Annotated in this window: 17 protein-coding genes and 1 riboswitch; of the genes, 9 read left to right on the top strand and 8 right to left on the bottom strand. The window is 39.2% G+C overall.

Annotated elements, in window-relative coordinates; genetic code table 11:
- Positions 1-239: 239 nt before the first annotated feature.
- The gene (locus AC1PJ9_RS08785) at positions 240-617 is read right to left on the bottom strand and encodes a hypothetical protein (RefSeq protein ID WP_263614566.1); all 378 of its coding nucleotides are present in this window, start codon (positions 615-617) and stop codon (positions 240-242) included.
- A 131-nt stretch (positions 618-748) separates the two neighbouring features.
- Between AC1PJ9_RS08785 and baeS the strand changes: the two genes are divergently transcribed.
- Positions 749-2,410, top strand: coding sequence for a sensor histidine kinase efflux regulator BaeS (baeS, locus tag AC1PJ9_RS08780; protein WP_311069852.1), 1,662 nt, complete (start codon positions 749-751; stop codon positions 2,408-2,410).
- A 19-nt stretch (positions 2,411-2,429) separates the two neighbouring features.
- A complete protein-coding gene (locus AC1PJ9_RS08775) occupies positions 2,430-3,116 on the top strand; it encodes a response regulator (protein WP_263614564.1) in 687 nt (228 codons plus the stop codon).
- Between the two features lie 69 nt (positions 3,117-3,185).
- Here AC1PJ9_RS08775 and AC1PJ9_RS08770 read toward each other — a convergent pair whose 3' ends face one another.
- The 3 genes from AC1PJ9_RS08770 to AC1PJ9_RS08760 all read right to left on the bottom strand — a co-directional run bounded on the left by AC1PJ9_RS08770 (position 3,186) and on the right by AC1PJ9_RS08760 (position 6,565).
- Positions 3,186-3,767, bottom strand: a complete 582-nt coding sequence (locus AC1PJ9_RS08770) for a L,D-transpeptidase family protein (protein WP_311086566.1) — start codon at positions 3,765-3,767, stop codon at positions 3,186-3,188.
- Positions 3,768-3,836: 69 nt separating this feature from the next.
- Positions 3,837-5,279, bottom strand: a complete 1,443-nt coding sequence (locus AC1PJ9_RS08765; RefSeq protein WP_311086567.1) for a protein adenylyltransferase SelO — start codon at positions 5,277-5,279, stop codon at positions 3,837-3,839.
- A gap of 113 nt (positions 5,280-5,392) precedes the next feature.
- On the bottom strand, positions 5,393-6,565 hold the full coding sequence (locus tag AC1PJ9_RS08760; RefSeq protein ID WP_263614561.1) for an acyl-CoA desaturase: 1,173 nt from the start codon (positions 6,563-6,565) through the stop codon (positions 5,393-5,395).
- Positions 6,566-6,773: 208 nt separating this feature from the next.
- Between AC1PJ9_RS08760 and AC1PJ9_RS08755 the strand changes: the two genes are divergently transcribed.
- Positions 6,774-7,304, top strand: coding sequence for an META domain-containing protein (locus AC1PJ9_RS08755; RefSeq protein WP_263614560.1), 531 nt, complete (start codon positions 6,774-6,776; stop codon positions 7,302-7,304).
- Positions 7,305-7,332: 28 nt separating this feature from the next.
- Here the strand turns inward: AC1PJ9_RS08755 and AC1PJ9_RS08750 are convergent, their stop codons facing one another.
- From AC1PJ9_RS08750 to AC1PJ9_RS08740, 3 genes are all read right to left on the bottom strand, one after another.
- Positions 7,333-8,046, bottom strand: a complete 714-nt coding sequence (locus AC1PJ9_RS08750) for a glycerophosphodiester phosphodiesterase (protein WP_263614559.1) — start codon at positions 8,044-8,046, stop codon at positions 7,333-7,335.
- Positions 8,047-8,119: 73 nt separating this feature from the next.
- Complete coding sequence (locus AC1PJ9_RS08745) at positions 8,120-8,698, bottom strand: cob(I)yrinic acid a,c-diamide adenosyltransferase (RefSeq protein ID WP_068564952.1); 579 nt, start codon at positions 8,696-8,698, stop codon at positions 8,120-8,122.
- A gap of 96 nt (positions 8,699-8,794) precedes the next feature.
- A complete protein-coding gene (locus AC1PJ9_RS08740) occupies positions 8,795-10,702 on the bottom strand; it encodes a TonB-dependent receptor plug domain-containing protein (RefSeq protein WP_311086568.1) in 1,908 nt (635 codons plus the stop codon).
- Positions 10,703-10,726: 24 nt separating this feature from the next.
- A riboswitch (cobalamin riboswitch) is annotated at positions 10,727-10,933 on the bottom strand.
- 126 nt (positions 10,934-11,059) lie between these two features.
- Between AC1PJ9_RS08740 and AC1PJ9_RS08735 the strand changes: the two genes are divergently transcribed.
- The 5 genes from AC1PJ9_RS08735 (at position 11,060) to AC1PJ9_RS08715 (ending at position 15,080) form a co-directional block, all read left to right on the top strand.
- Positions 11,060-11,719, top strand: coding sequence for a phosphoribosylanthranilate isomerase (locus tag AC1PJ9_RS08735; protein ID WP_311086569.1), 660 nt, complete (start codon positions 11,060-11,062; stop codon positions 11,717-11,719).
- Positions 11,703-12,932 carry a tryptophan synthase subunit beta gene (gene trpB / locus AC1PJ9_RS08730; protein ID WP_049065708.1) on the top strand — a complete coding sequence of 410 codons (1,230 nt, stop codon included), beginning with the start codon at positions 11,703-11,705 and terminating at the stop codon, positions 12,930-12,932. Before AC1PJ9_RS08735 ends, trpB begins: the two co-directional genes overlap by 17 nt.
- A gap of 9 nt (positions 12,933-12,941) precedes the next feature.
- Entirely contained in the window at positions 12,942-13,451 is a 510-nt protein-coding gene (locus tag AC1PJ9_RS08725) for a DUF1543 domain-containing protein (RefSeq protein WP_311086570.1), read from the top strand.
- A 152-nt stretch (positions 13,452-13,603) separates the two neighbouring features.
- Entirely contained in the window at positions 13,604-13,816 is a 213-nt protein-coding gene (locus tag AC1PJ9_RS08720; protein ID WP_002051387.1) for a hypothetical protein, read from the top strand.
- A gap of 268 nt (positions 13,817-14,084) precedes the next feature.
- On the top strand, positions 14,085-15,080 hold the full coding sequence (locus AC1PJ9_RS08715) for a DUF2804 domain-containing protein (RefSeq protein ID WP_311086571.1): 996 nt from the start codon (positions 14,085-14,087) through the stop codon (positions 15,078-15,080).
- 8 nt (positions 15,081-15,088) lie between these two features.
- Here AC1PJ9_RS08715 and AC1PJ9_RS08710 read toward each other — a convergent pair whose 3' ends face one another.
- The gene (locus AC1PJ9_RS08710) at positions 15,089-15,964 is read right to left on the bottom strand and encodes a metal-dependent hydrolase (RefSeq protein ID WP_016804529.1); all 876 of its coding nucleotides are present in this window, start codon (positions 15,962-15,964) and stop codon (positions 15,089-15,091) included.
- 121 nt (positions 15,965-16,085) lie between these two features.
- On the opposite strand from AC1PJ9_RS08710, the gene AC1PJ9_RS08705 reads away from it, so the two are divergent.
- Positions 16,086-17,135: an AraC family transcriptional regulator gene (locus AC1PJ9_RS08705; protein WP_311086572.1), complete on the top strand. Its 1,050-nt coding sequence runs from the start codon at positions 16,086-16,088 to the stop codon at positions 17,133-17,135.
- Positions 17,136-17,191: the final 56 nt, after the last annotated feature.

The following is a 17,191-nucleotide window of genomic DNA, read 5'->3' as shown; positions in this document are numbered from 1 at the left end:
TGTGCCATAAGAGGCACCTTGAACCATTACATCGTGCAACAACTTGCATAACTGTACAAGCACCTCAGGGCCTTTACTTTGTGACTGCAAAGTCAAGAAAAAAATACTTGAACTATGTAAGTGCTTTGAGTGTAAACACTTTTGGTGAAGTTTAGATGAGACAAATAGTCAAAATCGTAAGTAGTTATGTACACAAAAAAAGGCACCTATAGGCGCCTTTTATTTGAGTATTTTTAGAATTATTTTGCTTGAGGTGCTACTGGAGCTGGGGCATTTATTGGAGGTTGAGGGCGCTTTGGCTCAAAACGAAGGTTACATGTACCTTCAAGTGTTCTATCTCCAACTTGAACATTTACAGCCTGACCATTTGCTTTGCCTTCACATGCTTTTTGAATCTGTTCAAAACGAGCTTGACGTTCTGCACGATGCTGTTCCCATGCTGCTTTTTGCTCAGGCGTAAATTCACGGTGTTTCATACGGTGGTGGCCATCTCGTGGACCATCTTGCATCATGTGATGTTCTGAATTAGGCGTTTGCGGGTTTGATTGACACGCAGCCAAACTGCCCATAGTTACAATTGCTGCACTGAATAATGCGATTTTAGCCGTCATTTTCATGTTTAAAGCCCTTTAATGTTTGTTTTCAGATGGCTTAAAGATTAGATAATAAAGATGAAGAAACAATGGAGAGTTTTTCTTTTCGTTGTTGGTTACAATGCCAAATATAGGATAAAAATGAGAGAGTGCTTTTGAACGTTCTACGTGTTCCCATTGCATTGCGGCTATTTTTAACGGTCTTGCTTACTACGCTGTTAATTGCAACCGCAAGTTTGAGTGTTCTGCACTGGACGATGCAAAAGAACTTTGCCAAATATGTGGCCGATGTTGAAATGCAAAAGCTAGATCGGCTCATGACCAATCTTGGGAATGTCTATACCGTTTATCATGATTGGGGAAATGCGATTCAGGCGCAAATCTTACAAATTGAAGGAACGGCAGCTCCAGATGATTATGACCGTCTTTCACAGTGGTGGTTAAGACGCCAATATGATATTGCCATTCAGCAGCATTCGTTCGATGAACACACTCTCATTAATGTTTCTCCAGATGGCGCGACTGCAAATAAAAATTCTATTTTTAGTGATGAAGAGCTACGCACACTGGAAAAGAATTTACCTTCTGAGTATCAACCATTTGAAGGTTTAAAATTCCCATTAAGTGCCAATCAGTTTCGTCCACGTGATGACAGTAAAAACAAGTCAAAAAGAGGAAGCCTCAAAGACATTGAGACTCAAAATGGTAAGAAGCGCTTTATTGCTTTGCCAGACCGTTTGGGCTTAAGTTCTCGTTTATCTTTATATGATGCCAAACATCAATTTGTAGTCGGCGAACCTCCATCTTCAGATCAGATGTCTTATCGTCCGATCATCGTTAACAATCAGGTGGTCGGTTATTTAGGTCTAAAACCAGTTCTAGATAAAGAAGATGCCTTAAGTATTAATTTCTTTAGCAATCAAAAGCGTTATTTACTTTTAATTTATGCCTTAACTTTACTATCGAGTTTAGTTGCAGCACTTTTAATGGCAACTTATTTTAAAAAGCCAATTCAACGTTTATTAAATGCGACAAAGGAGTTAACTAAAGGTAATTATCAACATCAAGTGGTCATTAAACGAAATGATGAACTTGGTGATTTATCGACTCAATTGAACCATTTGGCCGAGATTCTACATCAACATGAAGAATCACGCCGTCAATGGGTTGCAGATACATCTCATGAATTGAAAACACCATTAGCTGTATTGCAAGCACAAATTGAAGCAATGCAAGATGGCATTCGAAAGGCGACCCCTGAACACCTAGATGCCATGATGCGACAAGTTTCGAGTTTAAAGAAACTCACTCAAGACCTTGCAGACTTGGCTCAGGCCGATGCTCAGCAACTTAAATGTTATGTTAGTTCGGTCAATCCATGGGACGTTGTACTTCAAGAGGTCGAAAATTTTAGACCTAAACTCGAACAGGCAGGTTTAGAAATTGAGGTTGAAGGTGAGGGCGTTCCATTATTATTAGACCGTGACCGTTTTAAACAAATTATCGTGAATTTAATTAGTAATAGTATTCGTTATACCGAAACAGGTGGAAAGATTCATATTCATACACGTCAAACCGCCCAAGATTGGACTTTATATGTCGATGACAGCCCATTTGGTTTAAATGATGAACAATTATCTCGTTTAGGTGAACGTTTTTATCGTGTAGATGATTCGCGCACGCGTAGTACGGGTGGAACAGGACTAGGCTTAGCTTTATCTTGTAAAATTGCGCAAGCGCTTGGTGGTACACTCAGTTTTGAACACTCACCATTAGGTGGTCTACGTTGTGTACTGACCTTTGAAAAGCAGAGTTAAATAAAAGGAAAAATGGCCCATGAAACATGTAATGTTGGTTGAGGATGAAGTCGAGTTAGCGCAGCTGGTGCGTGATTATCTTGAGGCTGCTGGTTTCGAAGTTAGCATGTTTCATGATGGTCAAGATGCTTATACGAGCTTTCAACAACGCAAACCTAATTTAATGATTCTGGACTTAATGGTTCCAAGAATGGATGGTTTAACAATTTGCCGTAAGGTACGTGAACAGTCAGATTTACCCATTATTATGGTAACTGCACGTACTGAAGAAATTGACCGTGTTTTAGGTCTAAACATGGGAGCAGACGATTATGTGTGCAAACCTTTTAGTCCAAAAGAGTTAGTTGCCCGTGTACAAGCAGTTTTACGCCGTTTGGAACGTAAGGCAGAGCCAGAGCAAAATGATTCGTTCCGCATCGATAAAGCTCAACAAAGAATTTGGTATCAACAAAAATCTTTAAGTTTAACGCCGACAGAATTTCGCCTACTTGAGCTATTTTTAGAACATGTAGGGCAAGTTTATTCACGTGCACAATTATTAGACCATATCAATCCGGATAGCTTTGATGTTGCTGACCGAGTTATTGATAGCCATATTAAAAACTTGCGTCGAAAAATCACGGAAGTGGCCGAAACTGGTAACCGTCATGAGTGGATTCAAGCTGTTTACGGTGTAGGATATCGCTTCGAATATCCTGAAGAATAATTGCTTGGAAAAGTTATTCTGTGGATAACCACAATGTTATCCACAGAAAATGTGGATAGTTTTCAAAGATTATGGATAAATTATAATCTTGGTGTGATTGGGTACTAACTGCCAAATTTCATCTATATCTACATTTCTAACTGCGATACAACCTAAAGTCCAATCTTTGTGTGGCATATAGGTTGAACTAAAAGGCATCGAGAGTAAGGATTTTGGAACTGATCCGTGGATCATGATATTCCCACCTGTTGGCTGGTTATGCTGTTTGGCATAAGCAATATCTTTCGTATCGGGATAGGAAATATGCAATGATTTATAGAAAGCACTTTGTGGATTGCGCCAATCTATAGAATAAACACCTTCAGGTGTTTTACCGTCATTTTCAAAGTTTTTGTGTCCTTCAGGGTTAAAGCCTAAGCGAATAGGATAACGACGAATTACTTCCTGATTACTTTTGAGTAGAAGTATGCGTTGATTTTTAAACACTTCAATTGAGGTTACAGGTTTTGTCTTTATAAGATGGGATATCTCATTACTTGTAAGTGCTTCATGAGAGCCTGAAAAAGTAGGTAAATATTTTTCATACTTATAAAAAGCAATTCCGAGTGGAACTATAAGAAGTGTACAAATAATGATAGGTCTAATTTTCATATATTATTCTTTGATGATTAAGAAACTCTCTTAAGTTAAGCCACTTAAGAGAGTTTTAGAGTTTTTATATTAAGACGAACAACTCACCGCTACATCGGGTACATCACTTGGTAACGGGCCTAAATCTTCTGGTTTTTCCAAGTCTGGCTGTCGTGTATAAGGATGATTGAGTAGCTTAAAAAAACGGTCTACCTCACTAAAATCATCTCGCTCCGCTGCTTCAATCGCTCGCTGTGCCATGTGATTACGTAAAATATAAATCGGATTTGCTTCTTGCATGTTTGTATCAAGTTCATCTGTATCTTGATGTTCACGAATGCTTTGATATTGGGTAAGGAAAGCATCAAATTGTCGTATATCGAGACAATCATCTCGTAGTACTTTGTATTCTTTATTTTGTAGTCGAATAAAGCTTTGAGTGTAATCAAGCTGCTCCGTTTGCAAAATACGTAAAAAGCTTAAGCCGCATTCAGTACTGTCTTTGTGGAAATGAGGAAGCCCCATTTTTTTACACAATCCAGTGGTGTAGTGCTCAATAAAGGTGGGCTCAAACTCTTCTAAGCAAGCAGCTAATTCTTCTTTGAATTGCTCTTTTTGCTCAGGTTCAGCAAGTGGAACTAGATTATTTAACCAAGTCCATAAGTTCCAATGCGCAATACTCGGCTGGTTTTGGTAGGTATAACGCCCTTGATAATCGGAGTGGTTGTTAATCCAGTTTGGACGGAAACGTTCCATAAAACCATATGGACCAAAATCAAGTGTAGAGCCTGTAATATTTAAGTTATCGGTATTCATCACGCCGTGAGCAAAACCGACCAGCTGCCATTTAGCAATCATGATGGCTGTATTTTTAATCACAGCTTTAGCAAAAGCTAAAATAGGTTGTTCTTCTTTTTGGCATTTTGGATAGTGCCATTCAATACATTTTTGAGTGAACTCAGCTAATAACTCTGGTGCATATTGATTGATCCATTCAAAATGACCTAAACGGATATGACATTCAGATGTTCTAAGTAGCATCGCACCCGGTTCTAGTTTTTCACGTTGTACACCTTGAACAGAGCTTGTAAAACCTACTGCATGACTCGATGCGACTCCTAGCGCATTTAAGGCATGACCTGCTAAATATTCGCGAATAACTGAACGTAAAACTGCTCGACCATCTCCCATACGCGAATAGGGAGTAGGGCCTGCACCCTTCAAATGTAAATCGATGGTTTGGCCATTTTTATTCAGAATTTGTCCAATGAGTAAACCACGTCCGTCGCCTAGCTGACCTGCCCATTGCCCAAACTGATGGCCTGCATAAACCATTGCTAAAGGGGGAAACTCTGAGAAAGTCCGCTGACCACTGCAAATTTCTACCCAAGCTTGTTTTTCTTCATCTGTCCATTGTAACTCTTCGGCTAAAGCTAAATTGAAGTGACCAGCTTTCGCACCACGCAGAGGAGAGGGCTGTTGTATATGAAAAAGCTTAGGATTGAGTGATGAATAAAGCGGATTGAATTGCATAAGCTGGACTAAATATTTGAGGCGAACTTCACTATACCATAGTTAAAAACCAGCCAAAAAAATAGCGCCTGCAAAGCATGGCTTTACAGGCGCTATTTCGAACTAGAGTCGTATTAGTCTGGTACGACGTTTGTGTTCTTTTTAATGTTGCGCATTAAAGTTTCTAAGCACTCACGGTGATGACTCAAACGATGTTCAAGCAATTGGAAATCAACCTTTAACTTATGATCCATTTTATGAATCTTTTCAGCCATAGCTGCTTTCTTCGCTTGTAACTCTTGTTCTTTGAGTTTCGCCCAGTCATTTAAAGTGTGGGTAAATGCTTCATATTCTTGAGCAATACGTTGCTTCATTTGGCTCATGTCAGCATTTACATCATGGCCATAAATAGCAAGGTCTTGTTCAGCATATTTAAACTTCATTGCCAATTCTGCTTTTTTAATATTAAAGCTTGGAATACGACGTAAGTTCTTTGCTAAACCAACTTTAGAACATGTCCAGATTAACCATTTAGTTGGGTCATATTGCCACCACTTCACACCATTACGATAATCGTATTGGAAAATATGGTGATAGTTATGGTAACCCTCGCCCCATGTTGCAATCGCTAACCAGAAGTTATCGCGTGCTGAGTTTTCATCGGTATAAGGACGTTTACCAAACATATGGCAAAGTGAGTTAATGAAGAATGTTACTTGATGGCTAATAATTAAACGTAATAAGCCACCGAGAAGAACAACTCCCCATAAATCGCCAGTTGCCCAGCCAACTAAACCTAAAATACCGACATGAACTGCTACAACCAGCAAAGCATAGTATTTATGCTGGAACATCACGAGTTTGTCATTGAGCAAATCAGGTGCGTTTTTAAAGTCCGGTTTAGATGGAGAATGATCGCGGATCATCCAACCCATATGGGCATACCAGAAACCACGTTCAATTGAATACGGATCTTCATCCACATGGTCAACATGGCGGTGGTGAGTACGGTGACCAGATGCCCAAAACAGAATACTGTTTTGTACAGCAAATGTGCCGCCAATCATTAAAAGAATTTTAAGTGGTAATGACGCTTCATAAGCACGGTGTGCCCAAAGACGGTGGTAACCAGCAGTAATCCCCATGCTACTTAAAGCTAAAAGAAAAAATAAGCTTACCCATGCGCTTACACTAAAATCATAATAATACGCATAAATCGGGATTATGATTGCAGCAAGAATTGGTAAACCAATTAAGGTAATGCTAGCGGTCCAGTTAATTGGGGCCTTGAGTGGGGCGGAAGTCATATCCGGCAGCGCTCCTAGAAACCTTGTCATACAAGGTAAAAAGACAAAACGACATAGCAAAACCAATCATCAAGATTTATTGCTATTTTGCACATCATATTAGCACGTGCATAGTGAGAATCACTAACATTATTGTACAGATGTATTGAAAGAACCGTAACAGAATTAAACCATGCTTGGCAACATTTCAGATAGGAGAAGTTGTGTAATGAAAATACAGCGATTGAGAAAAAAGAATAGCATTGATATTGCAGGGAAATTGCCATTGAAATGTCTTTTCATCGCAATCAGCCTTGTATTGGCAGCATGTCAAAGCACGCCGCAACAAAATATTCAAAAAGGCCATGTAAAACCCACACACCATGTACAAACACCAGTAGTCAAAAAGAAAGTGAGCCCAGAAGGTGTTCAAGATATTGACTGGCAAATTACTCAAATCAACGGTCATAAAGCCAAATTCTTTAACCAATGGCCGACTCTTTCATTGAACTCAGCAGTCAAAACGGTGTCTGGTCATACGGGATGTAATCGTGTTTTTGGACGCTATACTTTCGATTTCAACCAAAAGAAACTTGATATGGAAGTGAATGCGGGTCATTCAAGTTGTGATGGCGCTTTGGCTCAAGAAGCAGAACTAGTTGACTCTTTACAACGTATTCAACGCTTCCAGTTGGTAGGTAATACCTTGTATTTACTTGATCAGAGTGGACAACGCCTGATTCAGGCAGAGAAAAAATAAAAGGTGGTTAATACCACCTTTTTTATATTTAAAGTGCTTCGAGCATTGTTGTGGGAATATCTGTAATTAACCCCTGAATATCTAAATCACGGAGCTTTTTTGCTCTTTCTACATCATTAACTGTCCAGACACTAATGTTTAAACCTGCTTGATGAGATAGTTGAATCATTTCATCTGTAGCAAGTTGGTCATACCAACCAATATGACAGCAACCAAATTGATGAGCGAGTTCAATTGCTGTGGCTCCAACTGGAATTTCAACTAACAAACCGCGCTTAAATTGTGAGTTGATATCACGTAAGGCAGTTAAAATTTGAAGATCGAAACTTGTGATAGTTACGACTTTTTCATAACCCTGTAATTCAGGCTCAAGCTTTTGAACTAACTTTTCTGCAAAAGCCATATCTCTGACAGCTTTAACCTCAACTTCAATATGATCGAAGTTATCAAGCAGGTTTAAAACACCTGTAAGAGTTGGTGTTGGCTCTGAATTTGGCCAGTTGGGCCAGTTTTGGCAATGATCAAATGTTAAAGCTTGAGCCAAAGTGGACTGCTCAACAATTTGGTCGACTCCAGCTGTACGTAAAAAATTATCGTCATGAATAACGACCAATTCTTGGTCCTGAAGCTGACGAATATCAAATTCGACACCACGAATACCTAAGTTTTTTATGTGCTGAAAACCACCTAATGTATTTTCAGGAGCTTCTCGGCGTGCACCACGATGACCAATAATGCGCATAATTTTCTTCTATTCAGTTATTGTTGGTTATGGTCTCTTCAAAAGTAGAGACCATACTTAAGTTAGTCTATTTTTAAATAATCTCATTAATATTTTTTTGCCAAAGGACTTCTTGTCCACCTTCGGCACGCTGTAGAGCACGAGATGCGACAAATAACCAGTCTGATAGACGGTTTAAAAGTTGGAGCGCCGTGGCTTGAATATTTTGATCACGCGTTTGTACTGACATGAGTGACCGTTCTGCACGACGGCAAACAGCACGCGCTTGATGAGCATAACTGCAAGATAAAGAGCCAGATGGCAGAATAAACTCTTTCAGCATAGGCAAATCTTCATTCATACGGTCAATTTCTTTTTCCAGAAACTCAATACAAACGGGCTGAAGTAAATTGTAATTTGGAATACAGACTTCGCCACCTAAGTCGAAAAGCCAATGTTGAATCAAGCTCAGGCTTTTGTCCCAATCTGCTTTATTAGTCACTTGGCTGGCTGTGATTTGTGCACGGAGTACACCAATAATTGCGTTCAGTTCATCAACATCACCAAGTGCCGCAATTCGTAAATCATCTTTGGCAACACGAGAGCCATCGCCTAAACCTGTGGTACCTGAGTCGCCTGTGCGTGTATAGATTTTGCTTAAACGGTGTCCCATGATGGATATCCTGAACATAAAAAAGGGGATAATGTCGGTCAAAACATTACCCCGAAACTGGAGTTAAGAAAATATTTTTATAATCAGATTGAGTAATTAATAACGGAAAGTTACGCCAACAGAAGCTTGGCGACCTCCATCTACATACCAATTTCCAAAGTTGTAAACTGTTTTGTAATCTACATCGCCTACATTTTGAATATTGGTAAATAATTTTACGTTTGGATTGATATTCCAGTAAGCATTTAGATCGACAGTAGCATAGCCAGGGACTTTCTGCGGATTAGCGCTATTCTGAGCATTAGAGCTAGAACGGGCAATAAGTGAAGCGCTAATACCGTAAACAGTATTTTCTAAACCAGTAGTTAAGGTAAGGGTTTGCTTAGGACGATACGCAATTTCTAAACCAGATTCTTTATTCTCTGTTTTTACATAGGCATATTCAGTTGATAAGAACAGATATTGCTGTTTCCATTTTAAACCGACTTCACCACCTGTAAATTCTGCTTTATTTATATTTTCATAATTAGCAACGGTAGCAAACGTTACTGGATTAAATACAGTATTGGTTGTGATTAAGTTTTTAACTTTAGTTTGATAAGCCGAAATCGAACCAGATAAATGACTATTAAATTGATGATCTGTACCAATTTCATAAGAAAAACTTTCTTCTGGTTTTAAATTTTGATTACCGTATGAATAGTAATTCCATGCTGGATTTTCATAAAAATAATAGAGTTCTGATAAGGATGGTGCTCTAAAGGCGGTTCCGATATTGGCATAAATACTAGTTGTCGGAAGTAGGAAGTAACGGATAGCACCTTGACCAACAGTATGTGTTCCGAACTTTTCATTGTCCTCTAAGCGAACGCCTAACTGTGTACTAATCTTATCAGTTTTATATTGGTGTTGAAGATAATAACCAGCAGAATCAATATCTTGTTTCCCATTTAATATGGACGCATCTTTATATTCAGTTTTATCAATACTTGTACCAGCTAAGATGTTTTGTGTTGGTGTAAATTGCCATTTGATATTTAAATCCCCTTCATTACGTTTAGTATCTGCGTGATAAGGTGAGGATTCATGGTACTCTTCGTTATCTTTGAAATTAGAATAACGTGCATTAATTGTGACATCAGATGTCGCTTTATATTCAACTTTTGTTGTGATTAATTGATTATCAAACTCTCTTCTTGCAGCATTATTCACACCACTATTTTCTGAGTAGTTGTTATTACCCTTATTTTGGCTGATTTCAACGCTGGCATTTAAGTCATTTTTATTGTTGTAACCTAATTTTGCACTATAACCTTTTTGGTCATAAGCTGCTTTCATATTCTCTGGTTGACTATCAAATATACGAGTACCATCGCTTTCCAAACGTTGTCCGCGAATTTGAGCATAGAATCCTTCATCACTGACTAAATCTGCCCCTACAATTGCTTTATAGGTTTTATTTTCACCATAAATACCTGTAATAAATGCAGAGTTCTTTTGAGGGGTAGCCGTAATCATTTGAATTACACCTCCGATAGCATCACTACCGTATTGTACAGATGATGGGCCTTTTAGAACTTCAATGCGCTCAACATCAGTTGTATCCAAGAACTCAGGATAGATAGGAGATAGTGTATTTGGTGTATTTAAGCGAGCACCATCTTTAAGTAATAAAACATGATTTGGGTTAGTACCTCGAATAGAGAGGTTTGTACCTTGTCCAAGACCGCCATTTTGTTTGATATAAACAGAAGCATCTTTTTGGATGAGATCAGATAAATTGAGTGCGGGATTCTGCTCAATGGTTTTTTCATCAATCACTGAAATACGTGCCGGAACTTCACTCGCTTTTTCAGCACTTTTAGAAGCCGTCACTACAATTGGATCGAGCTGAGTTGTGGTAGTTGTATCTTCAGCAAAAATAACAGGTGAACACCCCATCGCAATAGCGATAGCCCCTACCAGACGAGTAGGTTGAAAAGACTTAGACATAACATGCTCCATACATTCACCCCACGTGAATGATCGGGTAGATAGATGAAACAAGCAGGTCTCCGGACTTCAGCGCCATAATTCATTTATGGACATATTCACCTTCCCACATCACTGCAGTGGTGTAAGTCGATCTCGACTTAAAAAATATGCTTTACATTGTTACCGTTGCGGGGGCAGTGCCGGACTTTCACCAGCTTCCCTAAAGCATCAATTGCTTACACTTGCTTCCATTTGAACGCAGTATAAAGTGCCGAATTACTTCCTACAATGTCATTTCGAGCAATTCCCAGAGAACTTTTACGCAAGGGGCAAAAATTGCATTACAATGGCGTTTATTTTAAAAAATGGTTGTAGTTTAGGCAGATCATGAGCCCATCAAACCAAAAACGTACACGAGCAAAAATCTGTGGAATTACTCGTAAGCAGGATGTTCAAGCAGTAGTCACAGCTGGAGCAGATGCGATAGGTTTTGTTTTTTTCCCGCCAAGTCCAAGAAATGTAACAGTTGAACAAGCACAAGAATTAGCAAAACACGTTCCGCCCTATGTACAAATGGTAGGTTTGTTTGTAAATGCGAGTGCCGCTGAAATTCAGGATGTACTTGATTGTGTTCCCCTAGATGTATTACAACTACATGGCGATGAAACTCCAGAACAATGCCAAGATATTGCTCGCCATTGTAAACGTCGCTGGTATAAAGCGATTCAGGTCAAACCTGATCTGGATGTAGTTGCTGAAATTCAAAAATATCAGGCAGCTGGTGCCAGTGCTGTATTGCTCGATGCGTGGCATCCTGAGCTTAAAGGGGGCACAGGACATCAGTTTGACTGGTCTAAATTCCCGAAACTTGATATTCCATTAATTTTGGCAGGTGGTTTAACCCCTGACAATGTCATTGACGCTATTCATACTACCGGTGCTTTTGCAGTAGATGTGAGCGGAGGCGTAGAGTCCGCAAAAGGTATAAAAGACCAACAACTCATTGAACGATTTATGCAAGGAGTCCAACGTGGATCAGCAAAATAATGTGATTGACTATACCCAATTCCCAGATGCAAATGGGCATTTCGGTATCCATGGCGGACGTTTTGTGTCAGAAACACTCATGGCGGCATTAGAAGATTTAGAAAATCTCTATTCCCGCATGAAAAATGATGAACAGTTTTTGGCAGAATTCGACCGTGACCTCGCCTACTATGTAGGTCGTCCTAGTCCACTTTATTATGCTGAGCGATGGTCAAAAGAGTTAGGTGGTGCGCAAATTTACCTTAAACGTGAAGACTTGAACCATACAGGCTCACACAAGGTAAACAACACGATTGGTCAGGCGTTATTGGCAAAGCTTTCTGGCAAAAAACGTATTATTGCTGAAACTGGCGCAGGTCAGCATGGCGTTGCAACAGCAACAATTGCAGCACGTTTAGGTCTTGAATGTGTTGTGTACATGGGTGCTGAAGACGTTAAACGTCAAGCCATGAACGTTTATCGTATGCGTTTATTGGGAGCGACTGTTGTACCTGTACAAAGTGGTTCTAAAACGCTGAAAGATGCCATGAATGAAGCAATGCGTGACTGGGTAACCAACGTTGATACGACTTACTATGTCATTGGTACAGTTGCAGGTCCGCATCCTTACCCTCAACTTGTTCGTGACTTCCAGTCAATTATTGGCCGTGAAGCTCGTAAACAGATTTTGGAGCAAGCAGGTCGCTTACCAGATGCATTAGTTGCATGTGTGGGTGGTGGTTCAAATGCAATGGGCTTGTTCTATCCATTCTTAAATGATGCCAATGTGAAAATGTATGGTGTTGAAGCTGCTGGCTTCGGTATCGAAACCGGTAAACACTCTGCGCCGTTAAATGCAGGCCATGTGGGTGTATTACATGGTAACCGTACTTACCTAATGAGTGATGAACAAGGCCAAATTATCGAGACACATAGTATCTCGGCGGGTCTTGATTATCCGGGCGTTGGTCCTGAACATAGCTTCTTGAAAGATATGAAGCGCGTACAGTACGTGCCAATTAATGATACAGAAGCTTTACAAGGTTTCCGTGACTTAACCAAAATCGAAGGGATTATTCCTGCGCTTGAAAGCTCACACGCTATGGCATACGTTTCTAAGCTTGCACCAACCATGTCTAAAGATCAGATTATTATTGCGACTGTTTCAGGTCGTGGCGATAAAGATTTAATGACAGTTGCACGCATTGATGGCGTAGAAATGGTTGAGATGTAAGAGGAAAAAATGCCAAGCTTGTTTATGGTGATGTTAGGTGGCCGTCATGCACGTGCTAATACAGAAGTCCATGACGTTGTTATGGCTGTAGGGGATACTTTGGAAGAAGTTTACCCTCAACTTAAACAGGCTTGGTTTGGTGAGGCTCAAGGGTTGCATATCGATGCTTGGGCCAAACTCTCTGGTGTTAACTCTCAAGGGCAGAATTATCAAATTCATTTTTCTGATGCAGCGCCGTCAGCTTCAGATTTAAAGTTGTATTTGATTAATCTGGGTGGCTATACACCTAATGCTTTTGGTGAGTTACATAGTTATCATTTGGTTGTGGCATCAGATGCGGTAAGTGCCAAACAATTAGGTAAACAGTTTATTGATCAGGAATGGCATAAACCACATACCGACCGTGTAGTAGATATTGATGATTGTATTCCGATTGACCATATTGCAGGCCGTTATATCCAATTAGTACAAGGTGAGTTCAATCCAACGCGTTGGGAAAATACTTATTTACTTCTTTAACTGTTCTTAAAAAAAGCTTAAAGGCAAAAATAAAATATAAAAAGTTGCTGATCTCATCTATAGCTCTCTCAAATCGCAACTTTTTTGTACCACTATTTACAATCCATCTGCCTAGACTAGAAGCTCAACATAAGCTCTTTGGAGTAATCAAAATGGGTCTTCTAGATGAAGTAGGTAAAATTGCTGGTGCAATTATCGCGGAACAAGGTGTCGATAAATTAGATCCAGATGCAGGTTTTCTAGAAAAAGCAGCAGGTGCTTTTGCTGGCTATGAAGCAGCAAAAATCGCTGAGAAAAAATTGGAAAATCAGGACAGTAACGAGCAAGAATCAGAGCCAGAACAAGCAAGTGATGATGACGCTTAACTTTTAAAAATTGAATTACACTTAAATCATGAGTTGAATTTGATTTTGTTGATGGATTGGGTCATAGCTACTGAAATAGACCCTCAAAGAGTTTAAGTTATCGTATATAGATTTAAGTGAATAACAGAAAAAAAGAGCATATCAATATGCTCTTTTTTTATGACTCAATAAAAGTCATTTGAAGATCAAAACAGATGAGTAGCCAATTGGTCAGTGATCAGTCTATTATTAGTCAATAGATGAGCAGGAAATCAACGGATAATAAATAATGGATTTAATTCAAGAAAATGGACAGCCTCGTTATGGGCGTTTTGAATCTGTACCGTCGACCATTCATGTACAACGTTATATCTATAAAACGCCTTATGGCAAGGTCTTAAAGGGCTGGCGTAAGCAATTAAAGTATAAAAAATTTAAATTCTGTGGCATTCAGCATAAGCACTACAGTATTGGTCTCGCAATTGCAGATATTGGTTGGGTTGGGCATGGCTTTTTCTATATTTATGATCATGAAACGGGGCAAGTTATTGAGTGGAACGCCATTCAACCTTTAGGCCATAAAACTCATCTTGATGAGCAGCCATTGTTTAATCAAAGCTATTTTTCTAAATCGCCTTATCAGATCGATATTCAGCATGCCAATGGTGTGCGATACATTCGGGTGACTAAATATGGGGAAATTTGCCTGAGTGCCCGTATTTTCTGTGCGGGGACAGATATTTTAAGTTTGTGTACCCCAACAGGTATTAATGGTTGGACGTATACCCAAAAGCAGACCACTTTGACTGTAGAGGGAATGTTCATTAATAAACAGAATCAACTTATACAATTCGATGAAAAGACATTTGCATCATTAGATGATACTTGTGGTTTTTTACGTCCTGAGACCGCTTGGTTCTGGCTTTCATGTAATTTTTGGGATGAGCAGGGGCGACGTATTGGGCTAAATTTGGCTTCTGGGGTCAATGAAAGTTTTGGTAATGAAAACTGTTTATGGGTGAATGGGGTTTTATTTCCACTTACAGATGTCTTATTTGAAAAAATAAATGATGAGACATGGAAAATTAGCTCTTTAGATCAAAAGCTTAATTTGCACGTCCAGATTGGCTGGTGCCGATATGAAAATATAAATTTAAGAATGATTGGAAGTCAGTTCAATCAGTGGCAAGCCAAAATTAGCGGCACTATTGAACATGAGGCAATTGATACAATCACTTGCAATGAGCAATATGGCCTATTAGAACAACATTATGCAAAGTGGTAACAAGCAGGTTATAAACCTGCTTGCCAAAATGCTTCACCCGCTGCGATTGGGTCATTTGTTTTTTCTAAAGTTTCAATCCAAACAGGATACTGACGAATAACAGGATGTTGGCTTGGGTGAAAATCTTTTTTAAACCAGTCCAGATATTGTTTTTTCATGGCCGTTAATGTGCCATTTTTCCCAAAGAACCAAGGTAAACCTTTGAGTGTCATTGATAACCTTTCTTTAGGGCTAAAGCCATCACATTTCAACATAATGTTGGTTCTATAAAGTGTAAAACCAAACATGAGTACAGTTGTTAAAACAAGTACAAAGCGACGTGTTGACTCTGGAACTTCACCTACTTGTCTCATGACATCAAATGCTACATCGCGATGCTCCATTTCTTCAATGGCATGCCATGCGAACAGCGCGCGCACATAAGGATGAGCATTTTCCAAGGTCTTTTTATTGCTATAAAAGGTTTCTGCCATTAATGCTGTTAAATGTTCAGCTGCGGCTGTCATGGCAATATTGTATTGCGGTGAACGTTTGGTGAGCTCAAAACGGAAAATTCTTTTAAGTGTGCTTGTGAACTCATCCACAGGCATACCTTGTTCTTTCATGAGCTGATTCATTTTGTCATGGGCAATACCATGTTGAGCTTCTTGTTTAATAAAGTCTGCAACTCGCTTTTGTAGTTCTGGGTCATCAATTTTGTCACGGAACATCCGCACACATTCAATGAAGTAACGCTCTCCATCGGGAAAGGTTAAGCTGAGTGCATCAAACATGCGAGTCAAAAAAGGATCGTTATTAAACCAAAAGCGTGGTGCTTCGTTTAAATGAAAATCTAGATCTTTGCGAACCACTGGCTCGACCTGATAAGAAACATGTGCGTTCATCTTTGTATTTCTCGCAACTAAGCTTTTCATTAGTATGTCGTGAATGGTCGGCTTTGTTTTGACAGTTATCGCCAATTTTTATACAGTTTGCGACAAGATGGCAGTAAAAAAAGGAAACGCCATGCAAGAGTTTACGATCTCAAATGGATACTTTTATCTTTGGAATACGTATTTAAAAGAAAAGGGAATAGCATGGCAGTCACTCAATTTAAATGACACTCAAACTCGGCAAATACAAAATATTTTATCTGCTTCTATTGATGCTCAGTCTTCCTTACATTTTTTTATTGAGCTTTTAGAACTGACTGAATCTCAATTACAAGTGACTAATTTGGCTTTAGAAATGGCAGCCTGTATTACACCCGCTAACTTTGGCGTGCTAGGTTACATGGCCTCTAGAAGTGATACTTTGGGTCAAGTGGTTAAGTATATTGCTAAATTTCACCGTCTAGTCATTGATGGGGAGCAAGTTGTTCCCATACAAATCGAGCAAGATGCTTCCAAAATTCGCTTGTATTGGCCTTTGGTTGATGACAGCAATATTGTACTTAGTGAGTTAACCTTAGCCGCAATGGTACAGCTTGCTAAAGAGATTGCTCCCTTACATGATTTTCTTTTACAGCATGTCGAATTTGTACACCGACCTCGTGGGCCATTGGTTCTTTATCAGCGCTTCTTTCAGTGCAAATTGTCATTTGACCGACCGTACTATGCATTAACTTTTGCAAGTGAAAGTTTAAATGTTCGCCCCCAGCACGCAGATCCGACTTTAGTGCAGCTTTTAGTGAAACAAGCTGAAGAAGCTTTGGTTCAACGAAAAATACATACCGATTTAGTTCAGCAAATACATTGGATCGTACAAGAATATTTAAAGCATAAGCAGCAGGCTCCAAAAATAGAAGATATTGCCATCGAACTTAATGTTTCAGTACGAAGCTTGCAGCGTCAACTACAGGCCTTAAACACTTCATTTAAATTAATTTTAGATACTGAGCGCATGAAGCGCTGCGAGATATTGTTAAGTCAAAATGAAAGTCTTACTGCAATTGCTGACCAGTTGGGTTATTCCGATCAGTCTGCACTTGCAAGAGCACATAAAAATTTAACAGGGCAAACGTTATTAACTCGTAAAAAGCAATTGCAACTCACCCATAAAAATACAGAGAAATAGATTTTTTGATGATTTTTTATTCAAATTGCAAACGAATAATGGCTCAAAAATAGGAA

The sequence above is a fragment of the Acinetobacter sp. 70_2 genome (assembly GCF_056736115.1).
Note: the sequence above shows the minus strand (reverse complement) of the source record. Positions and strands in the feature narration are given on the sequence as shown.